Genomic DNA, 19044 nt, shown 5'->3' with positions numbered 1-19044 from the left:
TCTCGCGGGCTTGTCAACCCGGCGGCGTGCCGTCGCGGGCATTGCCATTGCGCGGTGTCGGGGTCGGCTGGGGCAGCAGGATCGGCCGGAAGGCGAAGCTGCGGCGCGTCGCGCGCAGCGGAATGCGACGGTAGACCTGCTTGGTCGCGTCGATCACATGGACGCCGGCGAAGGGCAGGGAGAGGCCGGCCCCGACCCGCTCCCAGGCCGCGGCCGAGCGCATCAGCACACGCCGGCGCAGCGGCGGGACATAAAGCGCTTCGGCCCAGTTCTCGGGTGAGAATTCCGCGCTCCGCATCAGAGCTTCAAGCTGCGAGCGGCTGAAGGGACGGCCCTGGCCGAAGGGCGTGCCGTCCATGCGGGCCCAGAGGCCGCGCCGGTTGGGCACCACCAGAATCATCCGCCCGCCGGGCGACAGCACCCGCCCCGCCTCCTCGATCAGATCCTCGGGGCTTTCCGTTTCCTCCAGCGCGTGGACGAGCACGACCCGGTCGATCGAGGCCGTCGGCAGCGGCAGCAGGGTCGGCTCGACCAGCGCCGAGGCGGACAGGCCGTCGGAGGGCCAGTTCACCACGCCCTGCGCCGCCGGCATGAAGGCGATCACCCGCTCAGCATTGACGCCGAGCACCGAGAGATAGGGCGTCGAGAAGCCCAGTCCGAGCACGCGCTGCCTGGCGCAATCGGGCCAGAAGCGCAGCATCGCCGTGCCGATGAAGCGCCGCGCCACATGGCCGAGCGGGCTGGCATAGAAGGCGCGCAGGTCGACGACGTCGAGGGACATGAGCGTGAGATGGAACGGCGGGGCGGCCAAAGCAAGGGCGCTGCTGCCGAAGTCAGCGCTGCGGCCGAACGACCGTTGGCGGTCGAGACTGGCTTCCGGCCGCTCCATTCGCTATTCGCCAATGGGTCAGCCTGTTTTCCGGAGCCTCCCATGCCGCTCGATCTCCACGTCTTCCGCACGCTCAGCGACAATGCCGGCGCGCTGCTCCACGACCCCGCGACAGGGGCCTGCGCGGCCGTCGACGTTCCCGATGCCGGGCAGGTCATGGCGGCGGCGAAGGCCAAGGGCTGGACGATCAGCGAGATCTTCGTCACCCACGCCCATGCCGACCATACGCAAGGCGTGGTCGAGCTGAAGCAGGCGACCGGCGCCAAGGTCTGCGGGCCGGCGGATGCCGCTGACTCGGCGCCGCTCGACCGCATCATCGGCGAGGGCGATGTGGTGTTCCTGGGTAACGACGGCTTCGAGATCTGGCATACGCCGGGCCATTCCGCCGGGCATCTCAGCTTCGTCTCGCGCAGCGCCAAGCTGGCGCTGGTCGGCGACGTCGTCTTCGTGATGGGCTGCGGGCGGGTCCAGCCCGGCCAGATGGCGGCGATGTGGACCTCGCTGTCGCGACTGATCGCCCTGCCCGGCGACATCCGCCTGCTCGGCGGTCATGACTATACGCTTTCGAACGCCCGCTTCGCTGCCGCGATGGAGCCGGCCAATGCGGCGCTGACGGCAAGGCTGGCCGAGGCCGAGGCGGCCAAGGCGAGCGGGCGCTTCTGGGCGCTGACCACCGTGGCGGAGGAAGCCGCGACCAATCCGTTCTTCCGGGCGGGCGAGGGCGCGCTGGGCGCGGCGGTCGGTCTCGTCGGGGCGCCGGCCGGCGATGTGTTTGCCGCGCTGCGCGAAGCCAAGAACCGGTTCTGAGAGGGCGGCTCGATGAAGCTGGATGGCCTGACCGCTGCCGAGGTGATCCGCCTGCTCGATCTGAAGCCGCATCCCGAGGGCGGGCATTACCGCGAGACCTTTCGCGATCCGCGTGAAGCGGATGGGCGCAGCGTCTCGACGGCGATCTATTATCTCCTCGACACCGGCGAAACCTCCGAATGGCACCGCGTCGATGCCGCCGAGATCTGGCACCATTACGCCGGTGCGCCGCTTGTGATCAGCGTCTCGTCCAACGGGCATGACGCCTCGGCGCATCATCTTGGCACCGACCTTGCCGCAGGCCAGCGGCCGCAATTCGTCGTGCCGGCTGGCTGGTGGCAGAGCGCGACCTCGCTCGGAGCCTGGACGCTGGTCGGCTGCACGGTCGCGCCGGGCTTCGTCTTCGAGGCATTCGAGATGGCGCCGCCCGGCTGGCGGCCGACGCCGCGCAAGCCCGGAGGAGCGTGATGGCTGAGTTTCAGAAGGGGCTCAGTCAGGACGGCGTCGATCAAAGCGATCTCGGCCTCGTGCTCGACTGCGAGCGGCGCATCGTCAATGCCTGGCCGTCGCCGGCGACGCTTTTGATCGGCGACTGGGTGGTGCGCTTCGCCAGCGGCTATTCGGGCCGGGCCAACTCGGCCTCGCCGCTGAAACCAGGCGCTGAGCTCGACGAGGCGACGCTGGCGTTGATCGAGGAGCTCTACCGGGCCGATGGGCTGCCGCCCTGCATCCGCCTGACGCCGCTGGTCGGCGAGGCGACGCGGGCAGCGGTTTTGGCGCGCGGCTACCGGGTCAAGGATGCCTCCTTCGGCCTGATCCGAGCGCTCGCCGATCTCGTGCCCGAAGCCGAGCCCGAGCTTGAGATCGAGGCACGCCCGAGCCAGGAGTGGATCGCCGGCGTCGCGGCGCGACAGACCGGCATCAAGCAGGATGTCGACAAGCTTGCTGCGATCGTCGACGCAGTGCGTCTGCCGGCGGCCTTTGCGACCTGGATGGTCGCGGGCGAGTCGGTCGCCTTCGGGATGGCTGTGGCCGAGCGCGGCATGGCCGAGATCGGCAGCGTCGTGGTCGACCCCGCCCATCGCGGCCATGGCTTCGGCCGGCGTCTGGTCGGCGGACTGATGGGCTGGGCCCGCGCGATGGACTGCGAACAGGCCTATCTCCAGGTCGACCAGACCAACGCGGTCGCGCTTGGGCTCTATGGCAGCCTCGGCTTCCGCCAGCTCTACGCCTATGAGACGCGGGTGCTCGATCTGGGCGCGTGAGCACCCGTCACTCTCGGGCTTGACCCGAGAATCTCCGGCCGGATGAGGCGCCGGAGACCTCTGGTCACGAGATGCTCGGGTCGAGCCCGAGCATGACGCCGTTTTTGCTCAACCCAGGCTCGCCCGCTTCATGAAGGCGCCGCCCTTCATGATCAGCGGCATGTGCTTGCCCTGGCGGGTCAGCAGCGACAGGTCCTTGAGCGGATCGCCGTCGACGACGATCAGGTCGGCGTGGGCGCCGGCCGCGATCGTGCCGATCTTGCCTTCGAGCTTGAGCAGCTTGGCCGCGACATGGGTGGCCGAGCCGATGACCTCATGAGCCGGCAGCGCCCGGCCGCGAATGACGAACTCTTCCGACTGGTATTTGTGCATCTCGCCGAGCAGGTCGGAGCCATAGGCCATGGCGAGACCGGCCTTCTTCATGATCGCGAGCGAATTCATGCCGGCCGAGCGCACGACATCGACCTTCGCGACCGAATCCGGCGGGAAGCCGAGCTTGGGGCCGTCCGAGACCAGTTTGTCATAGGTGACGAGCGTCGGCACCGCGACCGCGCCCTTGGAGGCTGCGAGCTTCGCGGTCTCGGCCTCGATCAGGTTGCAGTGTTCGAGCGAATGCACGCCGGCCTCGACGCAGCGGCGGATCGCCTCGTCGGTGTAGACATGGGCGGAGACATAGGTGCCGGCCATGCGGGCTTCCTCGACGATCGCCTCCAGCTCGCTGACGGAGAAGCCGAGGAAATGGATCGGGTCCGTCGGCGAGGCGCAGCCGCCATTGGCCATGATCTTGATGAAGTCGGCGCCGCCCTTGATCTCCTCGCGCGCGCCACGGCGGACCTGGTCGAGCCCGTCGCAGATGCGCCCGAGCGCGCCGAGCCGGTGGCGCGTCAGCGGCGTGGTCGCATCGTCATAGCGGCCGCGGAAATCGGCATGGCCGCCGGTCTGGCTCAGCGCCTTGCCGGAGATGACGAGGCGCGGCGTCGGGAAATGGCCTTCCTCGGTCGCCTGCTTCAGGCCGAAATCGGCGCCGCCGACATCGCGCACCGTGGTGAAACCGCGCATCAGCATATCCCGCATGATCACGAAGGAGCGTGCTGTGACGAGCGAATCCGGCAGCATCGCATTCTTGCCGAGATCGGCAACGCCGGCCACGACATGGACATGCGCGTCGATCAGGCCGGGCATCAGGGTCTTGCCCTTGAGGTCGACGATTTTGGCCTTGGCCGAGGTCACCGACTTGCCGACCTCGCGGATCGTGCCGCCCTCGACGAGAACGCTGACGGGAGCGCCGGCTTCGGGCGCGGTGCCGTCGACGATGCGGGCATTGGTGAAGAGCGTGCTGGCCATGATCTTGGTCTCTGCAGGAGTTCCGAAAGGGGATTTAGCGGGTGAGCAGCGCCGTGCCGTAGAGGCCGATGGCGAAGACGATATGGCCGATGATGTTCATCAGCCGGATGCGGTTGGCGTTGGGCCGCTTCGAGGCCGCGATGCCGGCGCCCATGCCGGGCGCCAGGATGAACCAGCCACAGCCGACCGTGGCGAGTCCGACGATCAGCGCCGGCAGGAAGGTCGGGTTATAGGCCCAGGTGACGCCCCAGATCGCCAGGACGATGCCGGCGAAGAGGATGCCGACGGCGTAGTGGAAGGCCCAGCCGATGGCGAGCTCGTTTGCGACCGGCTCGGCCTTGGCAATGTCCTCATGGACCATCTGCCCGCGCAGGAGATGAACGAGCCAGCGCCCGGGCATCGCCCAGTTCGTCGGCGGCCAGCCGATGGTGCGCTTCAAGACCTGCCCCCAGAGATCGAGCAGCACGGTCGCGCCGACGCCAATCAGCACCGCACGAACGATCAAATCCACCATGTCATCCCCCCGGAGCGCGGAAGCCCGGCCCCCGTCCTTAGCGCCGGTTCACGGCGTCGTTTGCAGTGAGGCCCATGGAGCGGTGATCCGCCCGGCGGGTCAACCGGTGAGGCTTTCGAAAATGCCGCGACCGGCGCAGGCGCGCCATGCGCCAGGCGCTGCCGCCGGGCGACGCGCCGGGTTGGAACATCGCCAGCATCGAGGGGTTGCCCCAGTCGAAGCAGGCTTGGGGAGAACGACATGGGCGCCGCGACGGCCGGGACGACACGCAGCCGCGAGACACCTCCGCACGGACCGCATGGCGCAGCGGAACTGCCCTCGGTCAGCGTGACCAGCTATAATCTCGAAATCCGGGACCAGGACGGCTTCATCGGTGACAAGGCGAGCCGGAGCGCCTTCGTCGAACATCTCGACGCACTTCGCCTGCATCTGCGCGAGCAGGGCGGGGACCCGCTGAAGGGTGAGACCATCGATATCAGCAAAAAGGAACTGGATGCACTGCTGAAGGACGGCGACCCGCATGAAGCGGCGCTGATGCTCAGCGCGATCGAGCGCTTCGCCCAGTCGCTCGCCTTCGTCGTCCGCCGCTTCGTTCGGCTCAAGAGCTGGGCGCCCGTCGAGCGCATCGTTGTCGGCGGAGGGTTTAGCGACAGCCGTATCGGCCAGCTCGCCATCGGGCGCGCCGGCATCATCCTGAGCACCGACGGCCACAAGATCGATCTCGTGCCGATCAGCCATCACCCCGACGAGGCCGGACTGGTGGGCAGCGCGCATCTCGCGCCGAAATGGATCTTCGAGGCCTATGACAGCCTGGTAGCCGTCGATATCGGGGGCTCGAACATCCGGGCCGGCATCGTCGATCTGCGCCAGGACAAGTCGCCCGATCTCAGCAAGGCGCGGGTCTCCTCGTCCGAACTCTGGCGGCACGCGGACGACGAGCCGAGCCGCGACGAGGCGATCAAGCGGCTCGGCGAGATGCTGAAGGCCCAACTGAAGCAGGCGGAGAAAGACGGCCTGCGCGTTGCGCCCTTCATCGGTGTCGGTTGTCCCGGCCTGATCGAGCCGGACGGCGCGATCGACCGCGGCGCGCAGAACCTGCCCGGGAACTGGGAAAGCAGCCGCTTCAATCTCGTCGATAGCATTCGCGAACTGGTTCCCGAGATCGGCGACCACGAGACGCAGGTGGTGATGCACAACGACGCGGTGATCCAGGGCCTGAGCGAAATGCCGGCGATGCAGGATGTCGAGAACTGGGCCGTGCTCACCATCGGCACCGGGCTGGGCAATGCGAGCTATCGCAACCGGGCCAAGCCGAAGAGCAAAAATGCCGACAAGAGCAAGGATGCCGATAAGGGCAAGGCAAGGTCCAAAGACTGAGGACGCGGCTCCCCGGCGTCGCCTTATGTTCTGCGGCGCCATGATGATGTCCGGTTTGAGAGGGATGAGGAGCCCGGCCGCCGTGTCCGCTCCGGCGGAGCTGCCGCCATCCCGAACTGTTCAGACAGGTCCCGCCCTTGCTCCTCGTCCCGCATATCCGGTGCTGTGCTTGTCTTGGGCGGAGCTGCGCTTGCCTTGCGGCCGAAGCTGTGGCGAGGGTCGAACCAGCATCGAATCACCAGTCTGAGCGAGGCCTCATCGGCATGGCTGCGCGCATGGGGCAAGCGCCCACACCCAGGCCCAGCCTTGCGCATGGGTTCGTCGTCGCGATGGCGCTGCTTTTCGCGATCCTCGCTGGCTTGGGGCAGGCCTTTGCCCAACCGGTAGCCGTCGATGCAACGGCGGCCCGCGCCCGGCTCGATTCAATCCGCCTCGAGCTGACCCAGATCGAAACGACGCTGGCGGCACCGACCGCCACGGAAACGGAACTGCAGCGGCAGCGTGTCCGCCTGCAACCCTCGCTCGACCAGTTGCGCCAACTCATCGAGGAGCAGGCGCCGCGCGTCGAACAGGCCAAGCTCCGCCTCGACCAGCTTGGTGCGAAACCCGATGCCGCCGCCCCGCCCGAAAGTGCGGAGGTGGCGCGCGAGCGCGAGAGCCGTCTCAAGGCCTTCACCGAGGCGGATGAGACGATGAAGATCGCCCGCGCCGCCTTCCTGCAGGCAGAGCAGCTCCAGACGGCAATCGGCGATCGCCGTCGCGAACTCTTCGCCAAGGTTCTCTTTGCCGCCGGCCCGACGGTTTTCAACCCGGACATGTGGAGCAGCGCGATCTCGACCGTGCCTGAGGATCTGCGCGCCTCGGGCTATATCTTCGGCGGCTGGCTGTCGGGCGTGGCCGATGCGATGTCCGGCGTGCGGGGCGGGCTGGTCGCGCTCGCCTTCATCGGCGCCGCCCTGCTTTATCTGGCCCGCGGCCGCTACCTGCCGCGTTTCAAGGCGCGTTTCGGCAACACGCAGGACACCGGCAGCCTGCACTGCCTCTACGTCGCGCTCGCGCATGTCGTTGCCGGCGCCGCGCCGCCAGCGCTGGCAAGCTGGCTGATCTATGCCGCGCTGAACACGGCCGGGCTGCTGCCGCCACGGATACAGCCGGTGGTGGCGGCCGTGGTTGCGGGGCTTGCCGTCGTCGCCTTCGTCCAGTCCTTGCTCGACGCGCTGTTCGCCCCCAGCCAGCCACAGCGGCGGCTGGTCAGCGTGATGGATTCGACCGCGCGCATCGTGGTCTGGATGGGGACCTCGCTGGCGCTGGTGCTCTCGGTCGGCAAGGTGCTGGAAGCGTGGCTGACGGCGATTGCGGCGGGTCTGGCCGTCTCGATCATCCTGCGCAGCATCCTCATCATCATCTTCGCGCTGACGCTGGTGGCAGGGCTCTACCGCCTGCGCGACAATGAGGAGGTCGAGGAGGAGGCTTGTCTGGGGCCCTATGTCGCGGTCGATGGCGCGAGCCTGGGGCCGATCCGCATCTTCGGCTGGATCGTCGGGCTGGTCATTTCGCTGGCGGTCCTCAGCGGCTATGTCGTCTTCGCCTCCTTCCTGATCGAGCAGGTGGTCTGGATCGGCATCGTGGCCTGCATCTTCGTGCTGGCCTATCAGCTCGTGGATCTCGGCATCCCCCAGGCGCTGACCGGAAAGGGCCGGCTCGCGCTGACGCTGAAGGCGGGGCTGGGCATCCGAACCGGGACGCTGGACAAGATCGCCGTCATCGCGGCCGGCGTGCTCAAGCTTGTTCTGATCGTCGTCACCTTCCTGCTGGTGCTGGCGCCCTGGGGGCTGGAATCGGCCGATTTCCTGACCTCGCTGCGGGCAGCCTTCTTCGGCTTCCAGGTCGGCGGGGTGACGATCTCGCTGTCCTCGATCATTATCGCCGGCTTGCTGTTTGCGGCCGGCCTCACCGCGACCCGCTCGATGCAGGGCTGGCTCGAGGGCAAGTTCCTGCCGACGACGCAGCTCGACACCGGCCTGCGCAACTCGATCACCACGGCTGCGGGCTATGTCGGCTACATCGCCGCGGTCGCGCTCGGGGTCTCGGCGCTGGGCCTGAGCCTGGAGCGGCTGACGCTGGTGGCGAGCGCGCTCTCGGTCGGTATCGGCTTTGGCCTGCAATCGGTGGTGTCGAACTTCGTCTCGGGGCTGATCCTGCTCTGGGAGCGGCCGATCCGCGTCGGCGACCAGGTCGTGGTCGGAGACGCCGAAGGCATCGTCAAGAAGATCAATGTGCGCTCGACCGAGATCGCGACCTTCGACCGCTCATCGGTGATCGTGCCGAACTCGAATCTCGTTTCCGGCGTCGTCCGCAACCGGGTCCGCAACGACCGCACCGGGCGCATCCTGATCGCGCTCTCGGTGCCGCGCACCCTCGACGCAGGAGCCGTCCGAGCCATGCTGAGCGAGGTCGCGAGTGCGCATGGCGACGTGATGCAGAAGCCGCCGCCGTCGATCATGTTCAAGAAGATCGGCACGGCGACGATGGATTTCGAGCTGATCTGCGTCGTCGCCGATGTCGACATCGTCGGGCGCGTGACCAGCGACCTGAATTTCGCGATCCACAAGCGCTTGACCGAGATGGAGCCGGCCGCCGGCACGCCGGAGCTGCTGGTGAAGGGGCTCGAAGGCGTCGAGCAGTCGCTCGGCGACATCGCCGCCGCCGTGGTTCGCGAGAGCAAGGCGATCAGGACCGCAAAGCCCGCTGCGACCGCCCGCGCCGGGCGCAAGGCACCGGCTTCACTTTCCGCCGAGGACGACGAGACCGAGACCGGCCATGCGCCTGTGCCCGCTCCCGCACCGCCGGAACCGGCCAAGGACGACAGCAAGGAATGATGCGATGTTCAGCCTTCGACGCGGCGCGGCGAAAGCCCGGCCGATGACCTGTCCCGTCCTCGTCGCCGGAGCGCTCGCGCTGCTCGGCGTCGCCGGCTGCACCGAGCCAGCGCGTACGAGCCAGCCCGCGTTTTACCGCGATCTCGGCTCGGCTTCGGCCCGGGTCGACGAGAACGAGGCGCGCGCCATGATTTCGGCCTATCGGCTGAATGCCGGCCTGAACGCGCTGGCGCTCGATCCCGATCTGGTCGCGGCCGCGCAGCAGGAGGCGAGCGCGATGGCAGCCGTCGACAAGCCGGCGCAGGCCGAGGCCGTGAAGGCGCGGCTGGCGCGCGGCGGGCAGCCGGGTGCGGAGGCCAATCTCTCGGCGGGCTATCGGCGGCTGGCGGAGGCGTTTTCGGGCTGGCGCGATTCGCCGCAGCACGACCGCGTCATGAAGGTGGCGGGTGCCCGGCGCATGGGCATTGCCACGGCCTATGCGCCGGGCTCGAAATACCAGGTCTACTGGGCCCTGATCCTGGCGCCCTGAACCCGGGCCTCCTGAACCCTGGTCTCTTGAATCCTGGCCCCGCGAACTCCGGCGCCGTGACGCGCGTCAGGGTTTGATGTTGGCTGGCAGCGGCGGCGCGTCGGCCTTCAGCACGATGCCGACGCGGCGGTTATAGGGCAGATAGGGATTGTCCTTGACCAGCGGTTCGGTGTCGCCCTTGCCGGAGACGGAGGCGAAGCGGTCGCTCGGCACGCCCGCATTGGCCATGATCTCCCGCACCGCATTGGCACGGCCGACGGATAGCTCCCAGGGGTCGCCTTCCGGCGGTGCGCCCGGCCGCGGCGTGGCGGTGTGGCCGCTGATCGTGATCTTGTTGGGCATGCGCCTGAGCGTCGGGGCCAGTGCCGCCAGCACCTTGCGCATGCGCTCGTTGGGCTGGCTCTTGCCCTCCGCGAACATGGCGCGGCCTTCCTGGTCGACGAGCTGGATGTCGATGCCGGTCTCTGAGACCTCGACCAGGATGTTGCGCGAGACCTCGGCGATCTCGGGCATGTCGCGCAGCGCCTGCCGCAGCGAGGCTGCGGCCAGGGCGAAGCCGCGGTCCTGCGCGGGATCCTGAAGGCCGTCCTCATGCGGCTGGTTCTTGGCCGGGCCGGGAGTGTCCGTGGCGTCAGGGAGCGGCCTGATGCGCGCGTTCTTGACATAGGTTCCCGTCGGGATGCCGTCGGTCTCGACGATGCCGGCGAGCCTGATGTCCTTCTGGTTGCCGAAGGCCTCTCGCATCGACCCCGCGACGATTTGGAGCTTGGCCTTGTCCTGGCTCGAATAGGCCGCGAGCATCACGAAGAAGCTCATCAGCAGCGCCATCAGGTCGGCGAAGGTGACGAACCAGCCGTGGCCGCCATGGCCGCCGCGCTTTTTCCTAGCCATTGGTCAGTTCCCGGCCATCGGTCAGATCCCGGACATCGCTCAGGCCCCGGTCAGGTGGCTTCCGCCATCTCGCCCCGATGGTGATCGGGCAGATAGGCGAGGAGCATTTCGCGGACCAGCGTCGGGCTTTTAGCGTCGCGCATCTGGAGCACGCCGTCGATGATCAGCGTGCGCGAGATCTCCTCCTCCTCGAGCTTGATGTGCAGCTTGTCGGCGATCGGCATGGCGATCAGGTTGGCGACGACCGCCCCATAAAGGGTCGCCAGCAGCGCGGTCGCCATGGCGCCGCCGAGCTTGGAGGGGTCGGACATGTTGGCGAACATCGTCACCATGCCCAGAATCGTGCCGATCATGCCCCAGGCGGGGGCGCAGTCGCCGACCGCGCGATAGACCTTCGAGCCTTCGTCGAGCCGCTGCAGGAAATTGTCGCGGTCGCGCTCCATCGTGTCGCGGATGAACTCCTTGTCGTAGCCGTCGGCGATGTAGCGCAGGCCCTGGGCGAGGAAGGTGTCGGAGACCTCCGCGGTCTCGAGCGCGACCGGGCCGCTCTTGCGCGCGATATCAGCGACGCGGGTGATTTCGTCGATGAGTTCGCGCGGGTGGACCGAGCGCATGGTGAAGGCGAAGCGGATGCCCATCGGAATGCCGTGCAGGATCACCGAGAAGGGAAAGCGGATCATGGTCGCGGCGGTGGCGCCGCCAAAGATCACGACGACGGCATGGATGTCGTAATAGGCTTTGAAATTGCCGCCATCGAGCAGGATCAGGCCGACGAGCACGCCGACGCCGGACAGCAATCCTACGGCGGTCGCAATATCCATGATGACGATCCTGGCCACGCGCATGCGACGTCGATCCCGCAGCCTGCGCGGAATTCGTCCCTTGAGACGTTATCCGTCCCGCCTTGAAGGAAGCGTTAAGGTTCAGGGCTTGTTCACGGCCCTGACTGCGCTAAAGCTTCGGGCATGTCATTGTTTGCGATCTACACCCGTGTGCTCGGCGAACTCGGTCCCGAGAAGCGGCTCGGCCTGATCCTGGCGCTGGCCAATGTCCTGCTGGCGGCCGCCTCCTTCGCGGAGCCGATGCTGTTCGGCGCGCTGATCGACAAATTGTCGAGCGCGCAAGGCGCCGGGCAGCGCCTGACCTGGGGCGAGATCAACCCGCTGATCCTCGCCTGGGTCGGCTTCGGCCTGTTCACCATCGGCGCCTCGGTCTTCGTCTCGCTGCATTCCGACAGGCTGGCGCATCGGCGCCGGCTCGCCGTCATGGCGAATTATTTCGAGCACGCGCTGACGCTGCCGCTGGCCTATCACACGCAGACGCATTCTGGCCGCGTGCTCAAGGTGATGCTCGACGGCACCAGCGGCATGTGGGCGCTGTGGCTCTCCTTCTTCCGCGAGCATTGCGCCAGCCTCGTCGCGCTCTTCATCCTGCTGCCGTTCACGCTCTGGAAGAACTGGCAGCTTGGCCTGCTGCTGATCTCGCTCGTCTTCCTGTTCGGGCTGCTGACGGCCTATGTGCTGCGCAAGACCGATAAGCTGCAGAGCAATGTCGAGGCCTATCACTCGAACCTCGCCGAGCGGGCCTCGGATGCGCTCGGCAATGTCCCGGTGATCCAGAGCTTCACCCGCATCGAGGCCGAGGTTCGCGGCCTGCGCTCGACCATCGCCAGCCTGCTGGAGGCGCAGCTTCCGGTTTTGTCCTGGTGGGCAATCGCGACGGTCGCGACTCGCGCCTCGGCGACGCTGACGGTGCTGGCGATCTTCGTCGTCGGCGCCTGGCTCCTGATGCAGGGCCTGACGACGGTCGGTGAGATCGTCACCTTCATGGGCTTCGCCACCATGCTGGTCGGGCGGCTGGAGCAGATCGTCGCCTTCGTGAACTTCATCTTCATGCAGGCGCCGAAGATGCGCGAATTCTTCGAGGTGCTCGACACGCTGCCCGCCGTGCGCGATCTGCCCAGCGCGCGCGATGCCGGGCGGCTTTCGGGCGCGGTCGCCTTCGAGGACGTCTCCTTTTCCTATGACGGCAAGCGCGCTGCCGTGCAGGACGTCTCGTTTTCGGTGGCGCCGGGCGAGACCATCGCCATCGTCGGCTCGACCGGCTCGGGCAAATCGACGACGCTTGGCCTGCTGCATCGCGCCTTCGATCCGCAGTCGGGCCGCATCACGGTGGACGGGCAGGACATCCGCGAGATTTCGCTGCTCTCCTTGCGCCGGAACATCGGCGTCGTCTTCCAGGAGCCGATGCTGTTCGCGCGCTCGATCCGCGAGAACCTCACCGTCGGCAAGCCGGATGCGACCGACGAGGAGATGATGGAGGCGCTCGACCGGGCGCAGGCGACCGAGGTGATGGCCCGCCAGACCGACGGGCTCGACACGCTTGTCGGCGAGCGCGGCCGGACGCTTTCGGGCGGCGAGCGCCAGCGCCTGTCGATCGCGCGCGCGCTCCTGAAGAACCCGCCGATCCTGATCCTCGACGAGGCGACCTCGGCCCTCGACGCCGCGACCGAGGTCAAGCTGCAGAAGGCGCTGGAGGAGGTGATGAAGGGCCGCACCACCTTCGTCATCGCCCACCGCCTCGCCACGATCCGCAATGCCGACCGTATCCTGGTGTTCGAGCAGGGTCAGGTCATCGAGATGGGCTCCTTCGAGGAACTCGTCGCCAAGGGCGGCCGCTTCGCCGCGCTGGCGCGGGCACAGTATCTCGTTACCGACAAGCCGGCGGCGCTGGCGGAGGAGGTCGCGAGCCCGCTGGCGGCGAAGATCGCGCTCGACTAAGGCGCCTGGGTTCGCCCCGATCTTGCATGGCCAGGAGCTTTCGGCGCGGCTTCGCCTGCGCGGCTTACGAAGGATATGACCATGCGTTCGTTTATTACCGGTTTCCTGCTTTCGGCGGTCTCGCTAACCCTGACGACGGCTGCCGGCGCCCAGACCGTCTGGGAGATGCCGACCGAATATCCCTCAAGCGCGATTCCCGGCGAAGGCGTCGCGACCTTCGCCGCCATCGTGAACGACAAGGCCGGCGGGCGGTTGACGATCAAGCCGAGTTTTGACGCGGCGCGCGGCGTCAAATCCGCGGCGATGATCGGCGCGGTGCAAAAGGGCGAGGTCGCGGCCGGCGATGCCTTCGCGGGTGCGCTCGGCGCGGTCGATCCGCTGTTCGGGCTGTCCTCGCTGCCGTTCCTGGCGACCTCGATCGCCGATGCGCGCAAGCTCACCGATCTGGCCCGCCCGGCCTATGACAAGAAGCTCGCCTCCTTCGGCCAGAAGATCCTCTACACCACGCCCTGGCCGGCGTCGGGCATCTGGTCGAAGGCGCCGCTGAGTTCGGCGACGGCGCTCGATGGCCTGGCCATCCGCACCTATGATGCGACCTCGACGGCGGTGCTGAACGCGGCCGGCGCCAAGGCCAGCAACCTCTCTTTCGCCGACGCCATGCCCAAGGTGAAGGACGGCAGCGTCACGGCCGTGCTCTCCTCCGGCGATGGCGGTGCGGGCCGCAACCTCTGGGATTTCCTGCCGAACTTCGTCGAAGTGAATTACGCGCTGCCGATCTCGATCGCGACGGTCAATCTCGCGGCCTATGAGGCGCTCCCAGTCGATCTGCGCAAGATCGTGGACGATGCGGCGGCCGCCACCGAGCAGCGGCAATGGACCGCGATCGTCACCCGGCTCGACGAGAACTACGCTCGCATGCGTGCCAACAAGGTGACGATCCTCACCGATGTGCCACCCGCCGTCGCCAAGGCGCTGGCGGATGCCGGCAAGGGCGTGGTCGATGACTGGCGCCAGAAGGTGGGCGCCGAGGGCGCCGCCGTGCTCGACGCCTATCGCAAGCCCTGAGCAGAATGGCGTGACCGGGCCGTCCGGCAAACGAAATTCATATTCGTGTGTTTATTGCTGATAGGCTGCCGCGTCGGCCCGTTTCCGCGCGCCCTTTTCACACCACTCCATTTCAGGATGAACGATTGAGCGCCATGATCCTCCGCCTCGCCTGTGCCTGGGCGACCGTTGCCGCATTCCTGCTGTTCGGTAGCAGCCTGCTCGGCCAGCTCGGCGCGCCGCTGATCTCGGCTGTGATCTTCCTGTGGCTGCTGGGCATCATCATCTGGGCGGCCTTTGGCGTGGTGCATGAGGCGGAGATCCTGGCCGGGCGGCTCGGCGAGCCCTTCGGCACGCTGATCCTGACGCTGTCGATCGTGATCATCGAGGTGGCGCTGATCTCGGCCGTGATGCTCGGCGCCAAGGGTGCGCCAACGCTCGGGCGCGACACGATGTTCGCGGTGCTGATGATCGTGCTCAACGGCGTCGTCGGCATCGGGCTCCTGGTCGGCGGCCGGCGCCATTTCGCGCAGAGCTACAATCTGAAGGGCGCCTCCTCCTATCTGGCGGTGATCATTCCGCTGACGGTGATCCCGCTGGTGCTGCCGAACTTCACCACCTCGACCAGCAACGGCACGCTGACGACGCTGCAATCGGTCTCGTTCTCGCTGTTCACCATCGCGCTCTACGGCGCCTTCCTCGTGCTGCAGACCGGGCGGCACCGCTCCTTCTTCCAGGAGCCGACGCGCGAGCAGGCGCCGCTGCCGCGCACCGCCCTGCCTGACGACGACGCCGTGGAAGACGACCACGGCCATCCCGATCCCGGCGGCGCGACCACGACCCATGTGGTGCTGCTGCTCGCCAATATCCTGCCGATCGTGATCCTGGCGAAGAGCCTGGCGGCGGTACTGGATTTCGGCATCATCAAGCTCGGCGCTCCCGTTGCGCTCGGCGGCATCCTGATCGCGATGGTGGTGTTCACGCCGGAATGCATCGCTGCGCTGCGGGCGATCAGCGCCAACCAGCTCCAGCGCGCGATCAATCTCTGCCTCGGCGCCGCCGCCTCGACGCTCGGCCTGACGGTGCCGGCCGTGCTGGCGATCGGCCTCTATACCGGGCAGGAGGTCGTGCTCGGCCTGTCGGGCACCAACATGGTCATCCTGGCGATGACGCTTCTGCTCTCGACCCTGACCTTCACCGGCACGCGCACGACGATGCTGGAGGGCGCCGTGCATCTGGCGGTGTTCTTCGTGTTTCTGGTGCTGGTGTTCAGCCCGTAGATCACCTGCGAGGTAATCGACCCGCCGCCATGGCGAGATCATGGTCTCCCCGAACGCCGGCGCCCGCCGGCGACATCGAGGGAGACCCAGCATGACCGCCTATGCCATCGCCCATCTTCAGGACGTCGAGCTCGGTGCCGAGATCGTCGCTTATCTCCGCGAGATCGACGCGACGCTCGCGCCTTTCGGCGGCCGTTTCCTGATCCATGGGGCTGCGCCGGAGATCGTCGAAGGCCCGTGGCCGGGCGATCTGGTCGTCATCGCCTTCCCCGACATGGTGGCCGCACGCGGCTGGTACGCTTCGCCGGGCTACCAGGCGATCCTGCCGGCGCGGACGCGGCATTCACGCAGCGTCGCGATGCTGGTCGAGGGGGTGGCCGAGGGTTACAGGGCGACCGAAATCCTGGCCAAGCTGGGCGCCGCCTGATGCTCAGGCGGCGGAGGCGAGTTCACCCTCGATGAACGCCTTAACCTCTTCGGCCGCGACGCCAGGCGCGATGAAGGCCTTGCCGATGCCGCGCGCGAGGATGAAGGTCAGCACGCCGCGCCGAACCTTCTTGTCCTGGCCCATCGCCGTAACGATCTCCTCCGCCGTTCCAGCCCCGCCCGGCACCTGCTGGAGCGTGCTGGGAAGGCCGACCGCGTCGAGATGGCGCGAGACGCGGATGGCGTCCTGCCCCGAACACAGCCCCATGCGCTGCGAGAAGCGGAAGGCCAGCGCCAGCCCGATCGCGACCGCCTCGCCATGGACGAGCCGGGTCGAGTCGTATTTCGTCAGCCGTTCCAGCGCATGCGCGAAGGTGTGGCCGAGATTGAGCAGGGCGCGGTCGCCTTCCTCGCGCTCGTCGCGGGCGACGATCGCGGCCTTGGCCTTGCAGGCGACGGCAACGGCATGGTCGCGCTCCGGGCCACCTTCGATGATCCGGCTCCAGTTGACCTCGCACCAGTCGAAGAAGGCGGGGTCGTCGATCAGCCCGTATTTCACCACCTCCGCATAGCCCGCCTTGAACTCGCGCTCGCTCAGCGTGTCGAGCAGCGCGGTGTCGGCGATCACCAGCGCCGGCTGGTGGAAAGCGCCGATCAGGTTCTTGCCATGGCTGGAATTGATCCCGGTCTTGCCGCCGACGGAGGAATCGACCTGCGCCAGCAGCGTCGTCGGCATCTGCACGAAGCGCACGCCCCGGCGCAGCACAGCAGCCGCAAAGCCGGTGAGATCGCCGACCACGCCGCCACCGAGCGCGATGACGAGGTCGTCGCGCTCGATCTTCGCGGCGAGCAGCGCGTCGCAGAGCGCGATGAACTGAGCATAGGATTTGGTCGCCTCGCCCGGCGGTACGGTGATGCGCGTCGAGACGATGCCCTCCTGCTGCAGGCAGGCCTCGAAGGCCGGGGCGTGCAGGGCGGCGACGCTCTCGTCGGTCACCAGCGCGACCTTGGCGCCGGGCGCCATCCCTGCGATCAGGGCAGCGGCCTCGCAGAGCTGGTGGCGGCCGATATGGATGTCGTAGGCGCGACCCTCCAGCGCGACCGGAACGACGATCCGGGCGCCGGCGGTCTGATCAGCGGGAATGTTCATGGCATCGGCTTTCGGTCGGGATTGCCGCGCAGATGCCGGTCGAGCGCCGCGATCGCGGCGGTGACCACGACCTCATGCGGCTCGTCGCGCGAGACCAGCGTCAGGTCGGAGAGGGCATAGACCGGCTCGCGCTCGATCAGCATCCGGCGCAGCGTCTCCTCGGGATCGGCGGTCTGGAGCAGCGGCCGGTTCGAGCGCTTGCGGACGCGCCGCATCAGCACCTCGGGCTCGGCCTTGAGCCAGATGGATATGCCGAGATCGGCGATGCGCGCGCGGGTCTCGGCATTCATGAAAGCGCCGCCGCCGGTCGCCAGCACCAAAGGTGCGCGCGTGATCAGGATGCGGCTGATGACGCGGCGTTCGCCATTGCGGAACTCGGTTTCGCCCCGCTGGGCGAAGATCTCGGGGATGGTCATGCCGGCCGCCGTCTCGATCTCGGTGTCGGCATCGACGAAGGGCAGGCCGAGCCGTGTCGCCAGCCTCTTGCCGACCGAGCTCTTGCCGGAGCCCATCATGCCGACGAGCACGATCGCGCGGCTACCGATCGCGGCGCGCAATTCGTCGCGATCCACGCGGGATTCCTCACTATCGGGCTGGTCTAGTGTTTCGACGATCGTCATTGCGGCGTTGTCCTCGCGGCCGGTTTAGCATGAGCGATTATGCTGCGTCATGCCCGCGCAGCGTAGATTTTGGCTGGCTTGTGGTCTTGCCGCCCTTGCCCGCGCGGGCCATCTCCCAAAAGATGGACGCTCCGACACCGCGTCACGTATCTCCCGAAGGGCTAGCCTCACCGTGCCGACGTTGTTCAGATTCGTCGCGATCCTCGCTTTGCTGGGCGGGCTCGTCTTCGGCGGCATGATCGCGCTCGTCACCTTCGTCCAGCCAGTGCCGCGCGAGATGGTCGAGACGGTGCCGCCGTCCAGGCTGCAGCCGAAATGAGCCGGATGTCCCGGGCAAGGCTGAACGGCTTCCTCGACATGCTCGCGGCCGAGCGCGGCGCCGCCCGCAACACGCTCGACGCCTATCAGCGCGACATCGACGACTATCTGGAATTCCTCGGGGATCGCGCGCTCGATGCGGTCGCGGCCGACGATATCCGCGGCTGGCTCGCCGACATCTCTGCGCGCGGGCTGAAGGCCTCCTCGGCGGCGCGCCGGCTCTCGGCTGTGCGCCAGTTCCACCGTTTTCTTTACACCGAGGGGTTTTCCTCGGGCGATCCGTCGGCTGCGATCGAGGGGCCACGCCAAGGCCGGCCGCTGCCGAAGGTGATCTCGGTTGCCGATGTCGATCGGCTGATCGAGACGGCGCGGCAGGCCTGCGAGCGCGAGGGCATGACGCAAGCGGCGCGTCTGCGGGCGCTGCGGATGCGTGGCCTGATCGAGCTGCTCTATGCCACGGGCCTGCGCGTTTCGGAGCTGATCGCGCTGCCGCTATCGGCCGCGACGACGCGCGAGCGCTTCCTGGTGGTGCGCGGCAAGGGCGACAAGGACCGGCTGGTGCCGCTGAACGAGCCGTCGCGCGAGGCCGCCCGCGCCTGGCTCGCAGCACTGCGCGATAGCGGCTCGGCCGACAGCCGCTGGCTGTTTCCGGCCGAGGGCGAGAGCGGCCATCTCACCCGCCAGGCCTTCGGCCGCGATCTCAAGGTGCTGGCGGGCGCCGCCGGGCTGAAGGCTGCGGACTTAAGCCCGCATGTGCTGCGCCACGCCTTCGCCAGCCATCTGCTCCAGAACGGCGCCGATCTGCGCGTCGTGCAGGAGCTGCTGGGGCATGCCGACATCGCCACGACCCAGATCTACACCCACGTCCTCGACGACCGCCTCAAGAGCATGGTGCGCGACCTGCATCCGCTGGCGGACGAGTCCTGAAGCG

The 19044-nt window shown here is 67.7% G+C and carries 19 protein-coding genes; 12 read left to right on the top strand and 7 right to left on the bottom strand.

Features of this window, described 5'->3' with window-relative positions:
• Positions 1 to 13 precede the first annotated feature (13 nt).
• On the bottom strand, positions 14 to 781 hold the full coding sequence (locus AC1DYU_RS12935; protein WP_158482464.1) for a methyltransferase domain-containing protein: 768 nt from the start codon (positions 779 to 781) through the stop codon (positions 14 to 16).
• 150 nt (positions 782 to 931) lie between these two features.
• On the opposite strand from AC1DYU_RS12935, the gene gloB reads away from it, so the two are divergent.
• The 3 genes from gloB to AC1DYU_RS12920 are packed head-to-tail and all read left to right on the top strand — an operon-like array spanning position 932 to position 2961.
• Positions 932 to 1696 (top strand): hydroxyacylglutathione hydrolase, encoded by a 765-nt coding sequence (gloB, locus tag AC1DYU_RS12930; protein WP_476791974.1) that lies wholly within the window; start codon positions 932 to 934, stop codon positions 1694 to 1696.
• 12 nt (positions 1697 to 1708) lie between these two features.
• The gene (locus tag AC1DYU_RS12925) at positions 1709 to 2164 is read left to right on the top strand and encodes a cupin domain-containing protein (protein ID WP_158482466.1); all 456 of its coding nucleotides are present in this window, start codon (positions 1709 to 1711) and stop codon (positions 2162 to 2164) included.
• Positions 2164 to 2961, top strand: a complete 798-nt coding sequence (locus AC1DYU_RS12920) for a GNAT family N-acetyltransferase (RefSeq protein ID WP_158482467.1) — start codon at positions 2164 to 2166, stop codon at positions 2959 to 2961. The genes AC1DYU_RS12925 and AC1DYU_RS12920 overlap by 1 nt, the downstream gene beginning before the upstream one ends.
• A gap of 108 nt (positions 2962 to 3069) precedes the next feature.
• Here AC1DYU_RS12920 and AC1DYU_RS12915 read toward each other — a convergent pair whose 3' ends face one another.
• Entirely contained in the window at positions 3070 to 4305 is a 1236-nt protein-coding gene (locus AC1DYU_RS12915) for an amidohydrolase family protein (protein ID WP_158482468.1), read from the bottom strand.
• 34 nt (positions 4306 to 4339) lie between these two features.
• Positions 4340 to 4819 carry a DUF2938 domain-containing protein gene (locus AC1DYU_RS12910; protein ID WP_158482469.1) on the bottom strand — a complete coding sequence of 160 codons (480 nt, stop codon included), beginning with the start codon at positions 4817 to 4819 and terminating at the stop codon, positions 4340 to 4342.
• Positions 4820 to 5059: 240 nt separating this feature from the next.
• On the opposite strand from AC1DYU_RS12910, the gene AC1DYU_RS12905 reads away from it, so the two are divergent.
• From AC1DYU_RS12905 to AC1DYU_RS12895, 3 genes are all read left to right on the top strand, one after another.
• Complete coding sequence (locus tag AC1DYU_RS12905; RefSeq protein WP_476791973.1) at positions 5060 to 6196, top strand: ROK family protein; 1137 nt, start codon at positions 5060 to 5062, stop codon at positions 6194 to 6196.
• A gap of 329 nt (positions 6197 to 6525) precedes the next feature.
• Positions 6526 to 9075, top strand: coding sequence for a DUF3772 domain-containing protein (locus tag AC1DYU_RS12900; protein WP_476791972.1), 2550 nt, complete (start codon positions 6526 to 6528; stop codon positions 9073 to 9075).
• A gap of 43 nt (positions 9076 to 9118) precedes the next feature.
• Positions 9119 to 9604, top strand: a complete 486-nt coding sequence (locus AC1DYU_RS12895; RefSeq protein WP_476791971.1) for a CAP domain-containing protein — start codon at positions 9119 to 9121, stop codon at positions 9602 to 9604.
• 66 nt (positions 9605 to 9670) lie between these two features.
• Here the strand turns inward: AC1DYU_RS12895 and AC1DYU_RS12890 are convergent, their stop codons facing one another.
• Positions 9671 to 10495, bottom strand: a complete 825-nt coding sequence (locus AC1DYU_RS12890) for an OmpA/MotB family protein (RefSeq protein WP_158482472.1) — start codon at positions 10493 to 10495, stop codon at positions 9671 to 9673.
• 50 nt (positions 10496 to 10545) lie between these two features.
• On the bottom strand, positions 10546 to 11316 hold the full coding sequence (locus AC1DYU_RS12885) for a MotA/TolQ/ExbB proton channel family protein (RefSeq protein ID WP_158482473.1): 771 nt from the start codon (positions 11314 to 11316) through the stop codon (positions 10546 to 10548).
• 144 nt (positions 11317 to 11460) lie between these two features.
• On the opposite strand from AC1DYU_RS12885, the gene AC1DYU_RS12880 reads away from it, so the two are divergent.
• From AC1DYU_RS12880 to AC1DYU_RS12865, 4 genes are all read left to right on the top strand, one after another.
• Positions 11461 to 13275 (top strand): glucan ABC transporter ATP-binding protein/ permease, encoded by a 1815-nt coding sequence (locus tag AC1DYU_RS12880; protein WP_476791970.1) that lies wholly within the window; start codon positions 11461 to 11463, stop codon positions 13273 to 13275.
• 81 nt (positions 13276 to 13356) lie between these two features.
• Positions 13357 to 14340, top strand: coding sequence for a TRAP transporter substrate-binding protein (locus AC1DYU_RS12875; protein ID WP_476791969.1), 984 nt, complete (start codon positions 13357 to 13359; stop codon positions 14338 to 14340).
• Between the two features lie 134 nt (positions 14341 to 14474).
• Entirely contained in the window at positions 14475 to 15599 is a 1125-nt protein-coding gene (locus tag AC1DYU_RS12870) for a calcium:cation antiporter (RefSeq protein ID WP_476792103.1), read from the top strand.
• 91 nt (positions 15600 to 15690) lie between these two features.
• Positions 15691 to 16026 (top strand): DUF1330 domain-containing protein, encoded by a 336-nt coding sequence (locus AC1DYU_RS12865; protein ID WP_476791968.1) that lies wholly within the window; start codon positions 15691 to 15693, stop codon positions 16024 to 16026.
• A gap of 3 nt (positions 16027 to 16029) precedes the next feature.
• Here AC1DYU_RS12865 and aroB read toward each other — a convergent pair whose 3' ends face one another.
• Together aroB and AC1DYU_RS12855 are read right to left on the bottom strand one after the other, a co-directional pair.
• Positions 16030 to 17175 (bottom strand): 3-dehydroquinate synthase, encoded by a 1146-nt coding sequence (aroB, locus tag AC1DYU_RS12860; protein ID WP_476791967.1) that lies wholly within the window; start codon positions 17173 to 17175, stop codon positions 16030 to 16032.
• Positions 17172 to 17795, bottom strand: coding sequence for a shikimate kinase (locus tag AC1DYU_RS12855; protein ID WP_476791966.1), 624 nt, complete (start codon positions 17793 to 17795; stop codon positions 17172 to 17174). Before AC1DYU_RS12855 ends, aroB begins: the two co-directional genes overlap by 4 nt.
• Positions 17796 to 17967: 172 nt before the next feature.
• On the opposite strand from AC1DYU_RS12855, the gene AC1DYU_RS12850 reads away from it, so the two are divergent.
• Positions 17968 to 18114: a histidine kinase gene (locus AC1DYU_RS12850; protein WP_158482480.1), complete on the top strand. Its 147-nt coding sequence runs from the start codon at positions 17968 to 17970 to the stop codon at positions 18112 to 18114.
• A complete protein-coding gene (locus AC1DYU_RS12845) occupies positions 18111 to 19040 on the top strand; it encodes a site-specific tyrosine recombinase XerD (protein WP_476791965.1) in 930 nt (309 codons plus the stop codon). Before AC1DYU_RS12850 ends, AC1DYU_RS12845 begins: the two co-directional genes overlap by 4 nt.
• Positions 19041 to 19044 lie beyond the last annotated feature (4 nt).

This window comes from Allobosea sp. P2_B12 (assembly GCF_056404835.1).
The sequence above is the reverse complement of the archived record's forward strand: the minus strand, read 5'-3'. Positions and strand labels throughout refer to the sequence as shown.

Bases quoted from the DNA above. Each gene is read 5' to 3' on its own strand.
- AC1DYU_RS12935 (WP_158482464.1), bottom strand. From the start codon at position 781: ATGTCCCTCGACGTCGTCGACCTGCGCGCCTTCTATGCCAGCCCGCTC.
- gloB (WP_476791974.1), top strand. From the start codon at position 932: ATGCCGCTCGATCTCCACGTCTTCCGCACGCTCAGCGACAATGCCGGC.
- AC1DYU_RS12925 (WP_158482466.1), top strand. From the start codon at position 1,709: ATGAAGCTGGATGGCCTGACCGCTGCCGAGGTGATCCGCCTGCTCGAT.
- AC1DYU_RS12920 (WP_158482467.1), top strand. From the start codon at position 2,164: ATGGCTGAGTTTCAGAAGGGGCTCAGTCAGGACGGCGTCGATCAAAGC.
- AC1DYU_RS12915 (WP_158482468.1), bottom strand. From the start codon at position 4,305: ATGGCCAGCACGCTCTTCACCAATGCCCGCATCGTCGACGGCACCGCG.
- AC1DYU_RS12910 (WP_158482469.1), bottom strand. From the start codon at position 4,819: ATGGTGGATTTGATCGTTCGTGCGGTGCTGATTGGCGTCGGCGCGACC.
- AC1DYU_RS12905 (WP_476791973.1), top strand. From the start codon at position 5,060: ATGGGCGCCGCGACGGCCGGGACGACACGCAGCCGCGAGACACCTCCG.
- AC1DYU_RS12900 (WP_476791972.1), top strand. From the start codon at position 6,526: ATGGCGCTGCTTTTCGCGATCCTCGCTGGCTTGGGGCAGGCCTTTGCC.
- AC1DYU_RS12895 (WP_476791971.1), top strand. From the start codon at position 9,119: ATGACCTGTCCCGTCCTCGTCGCCGGAGCGCTCGCGCTGCTCGGCGTC.
- AC1DYU_RS12890 (WP_158482472.1), bottom strand. From the start codon at position 10,495: ATGGCTAGGAAAAAGCGCGGCGGCCATGGCGGCCACGGCTGGTTCGTC.
- AC1DYU_RS12885 (WP_158482473.1), bottom strand. From the start codon at position 11,316: ATGGATATTGCGACCGCCGTAGGATTGCTGTCCGGCGTCGGCGTGCTC.
- AC1DYU_RS12880 (WP_476791970.1), top strand. From the start codon at position 11,461: ATGTCATTGTTTGCGATCTACACCCGTGTGCTCGGCGAACTCGGTCCC.
- AC1DYU_RS12875 (WP_476791969.1), top strand. From the start codon at position 13,357: ATGCGTTCGTTTATTACCGGTTTCCTGCTTTCGGCGGTCTCGCTAACC.
- AC1DYU_RS12870 (WP_476792103.1), top strand. From the start codon at position 14,475: ATGATCCTCCGCCTCGCCTGTGCCTGGGCGACCGTTGCCGCATTCCTG.
- AC1DYU_RS12865 (WP_476791968.1), top strand. From the start codon at position 15,691: ATGACCGCCTATGCCATCGCCCATCTTCAGGACGTCGAGCTCGGTGCC.
- aroB (WP_476791967.1), bottom strand. From the start codon at position 17,175: ATGAACATTCCCGCTGATCAGACCGCCGGCGCCCGGATCGTCGTTCCG.
- AC1DYU_RS12855 (WP_476791966.1), bottom strand. From the start codon at position 17,795: ATGACGATCGTCGAAACACTAGACCAGCCCGATAGTGAGGAATCCCGC.
- AC1DYU_RS12845 (WP_476791965.1), top strand. From the start codon at position 18,111: ATGAGCCGGATGTCCCGGGCAAGGCTGAACGGCTTCCTCGACATGCTC.